Here is a 2,880-nt window from a genome sequence, read left to right on the forward strand (position 1 = left end):
GCAATGGAGCACGCGAGGGAGCAGGACCGGTCGCAGGAGACCGGGGAGTACCGGGACTCCGACGTGGCCGTCGTCGGCATGGCCTGCCGCTTTCCCGGCGCGGAGTCGGTGGCGGAGTTCTGGCAGAACCTCAAGGACGGTCGGGAGACCACGACCTTCTTCACCGACGGGGAACTGCTGGCGGCCGGCGTCGGGCCGGACGAACTGGCCGACCCCGGATACGTGCGGGCGGCGCAGCTGCTGCCGGACGTCGAGACCTTCGACGCCGGTCACTTCAAGGTCCCCGGCGACGAGGCGGAGATCCTCGACCCGCAGCACCGGCACTTCCTGGAGTGCGCCCACCAGGCCCTGGAGGACGCCGGGTACGAACCGTCCGGCTACGACGGGCAGATCGGCGTCTTCGCCGGCGCGGGCATGAACACCTACCTGCTGCACAACCTCGCCGAGCGCTACCGCACCGCCTCCTCCGTCGGCCACTACCGGCTGATGCTGGCGAACGACAAGGACTTCCTGGCCACCCGCGTCTCCTACAAGCTCGACCTGCGCGGCCCCAGCGTCAACATCAACACCGCCTGCTCCACCTCCCTGGTCGCGGTGCACACCGCCTGCCTGAGCCTGTTCGCCGGCGAGTGCGACATGGCCCTGGCCGGCGCCGTCCACCTGCGGGTGCCGCAGACCCGGGGGTACGTCCACCAAGAGGGCATGATCTTCTCCCCGGACGGGCACTGCCGGGCCTTCGACGCCGACGCCGCGGGCACCGTCATCGGCTCCGGGGTGGGCGTCGTCGTCCTCAAGCGGCTGGCCGACGCCGTCGCGGACGGCGACACCGTGCACGCGGTGATCAAGGGCTCCGCGGTCAACAACGACGGCTCGGCGAAGACCGGCTACACCGCGCCCAGCGTGACCCGCCAGGCCGCGGTGATCGCCGAGGCGCAGGACGTCGCCGACTGCCCGCCCGAGACCATCGGCTACGTCGAGGCGCACGGCACCGGCACCCCGCTCGGCGACCCCATCGAAGTCGCCGCGCTCACCGAGGCGTTCGGGGACGCCGGCGGACCCGGCAGCTGCGCGCTGGGCTCGGTCAAGACCAACGTGGGCCACCTCGACACCGCGGCCGGCATGGCGGGCCTGATCAAGACCGTGCTGATGCTGCGCGAGGGCACCCTCGTCCCCAGCCTCAACTTCCGCGCCCCCAACCCCGACATCGACTTCGCCGCCGGCCCGTTCGCCGTGCACACCGAACTGTCCGCGTGGGAGACCGGCGGGCGACCGCGCCGCGCCGGCGTGAGCTCCTTCGGCATCGGCGGGACCAACGCCCACGTCGTCCTGGAGCAGCCGGTGCCCCCGGCCCCGGCGGCCCGCCCGCGCGGCGCCGAACTGCTGGTGCTGTCGGCCCGTACCGGCGCCGCCCTGGACCGCGCCACCGGCAACCTCGCCCGCTACCTCAGGAGCGCCCCCGACGCCGACCTGAGCGCGATCGCCCACACGCTGGCCGCCGGCCGGGCCGCGCACCCGCACCGCCGCGCGGCGGTCTGCCGGGACACCGGCGACGGCGCGCTCACCCTGGCCATCCTCGACCCCGAGCAGGTCGCCACCCACGAGGCGGAGGAGGGCCGGGACACCGCCGCCCTGGTGCTCGGCGGCGGCGTCGCGGGACCGGCCACCGGCCCCGGCGCCGTCGAGCTCTACCGCGACCTGCCGGAGTTCCGCGCCGCCGTCGACGCCTGCGCCACCGCACTGGAACTGCCCGCCGTCACCGGCCCCGAAGCGCTGCTGACCACCGGCGACGGGGTGGCCGACTTCGTCCTGCAGTACGCGCTGGCCCGCGTCTGGGAGAGCTGGGGCGTCACCTGGGGCGCGCTGATCGGCTCGGGCCCGGGGCAGGCCGTCGCCGGGGCGCTGGCCGGGGTGCTGACGCTGCCGGACGCGCTGGAGCTGGCCCGGGCGCACGACGCGGGGGAGCCCCCGACCGTGCCGCCGGCCCGACTCGCCCCCGCCGGGCTGCCGTTGGTCGTCGGCGGGGAGGCGCGCTGGTTGGAGCCGCAGGAGGCGGCCGACCCCGCCTTCTGGGCCAAGCCGCCGGCCGCCGAGGCCGACCCGCGGGCCCTGGAGGCGCTGCTGGCCGAGGCCGGGATGCTGGCCGTCGACGCGGTACCGGCCGGCGCCCCGGACACCACCGCCCTCGAAGCGCTGCTGCACGCCCTGGGGGAGGTCTGGACCCGCGGTGTCGCGGTGGACTGGCAGGCCAGGTACCCCGCGGAACTGGCGCGCCGGGTGCCGCTGCCCACCTACCCCTTCGAGCGCACCCGGCACTGGGTCGAGCCGCCGGCCGCACCCGCGCCGTCGGCCGGCGCCCCGGCACCCGCCGCACCCGCGCCCGCCGCACCGGCCGGGGGTGCGACGCTGCGGCCGCGCATCGAGGCCGCGGACGCCGCGGAGCAGCGCCGGATCATCCAGGACTACGTCCGCACGCAGGTGGCGACGGTGCTCGGCCGGCGCGCCGACGACCTGCCGGACCTGGACCGGAACCTGTTCGACATGGACGTGGACTCGCTGATCCTCATCGACATCACGGCGCGGCTCGGGACCGAGCTGGGCCGGCCGGTGCCCTCGTCCTCGTTCATCGAGTACCCCACCATCCGCGCCTTCACCGACCACCTCGTCGGCAGCTGGCACGAGGGCGGGGAGCCGGGGGGTGACGGCGCCGAGGGCGCCGCGGCGCCGCGGCGGACCTCGCGCCGCGCCGCGGCCGGGGTCAGACGGCGGGGCTGACGTGTGACGGCGGGGCCGGCACAGCAAGGACATGCGGTACCCGAGGACCGCCCGGACCGGGCGGCCCGGGCAGACCGGGCGGTACACGGGGCAAACGGGGAAGGGACC

1 protein-coding gene is annotated in these 2,880 nt (G+C 75.9%); it reads left to right on the forward strand.

Going from position 1 to position 2,880, the window contains the following annotated elements; translation table 11 throughout:
- Window positions 1-3 precede the first annotated feature (3 nt).
- On the forward strand, window positions 4-2,772 hold the full coding sequence (locus ACJ6WD_RS31050; RefSeq protein ID WP_407616993.1) for a type I polyketide synthase: 2,769 nt from the start codon (window positions 4-6) through the stop codon (window positions 2,770-2,772).
- Window positions 2,773-2,880: the final 108 nt, after the last annotated feature.

Origin of the sequence: Streptomyces sp. VTCC 41912 (genome assembly GCF_045799175.1) — a bacterium.
Classification (GTDB): Bacteria; Actinomycetota; Actinomycetes; order Streptomycetales; family Streptomycetaceae; genus Streptomyces; species Streptomyces albulus_C.

Coding starts and splice junctions, on each gene's coding strand:
- ACJ6WD_RS31050 (WP_407616993.1), top strand. CDS start 4: ATGGAGCACGCGAGGGAGCAGGACCGGTCGCAGGAGACCGGGGAGTAC.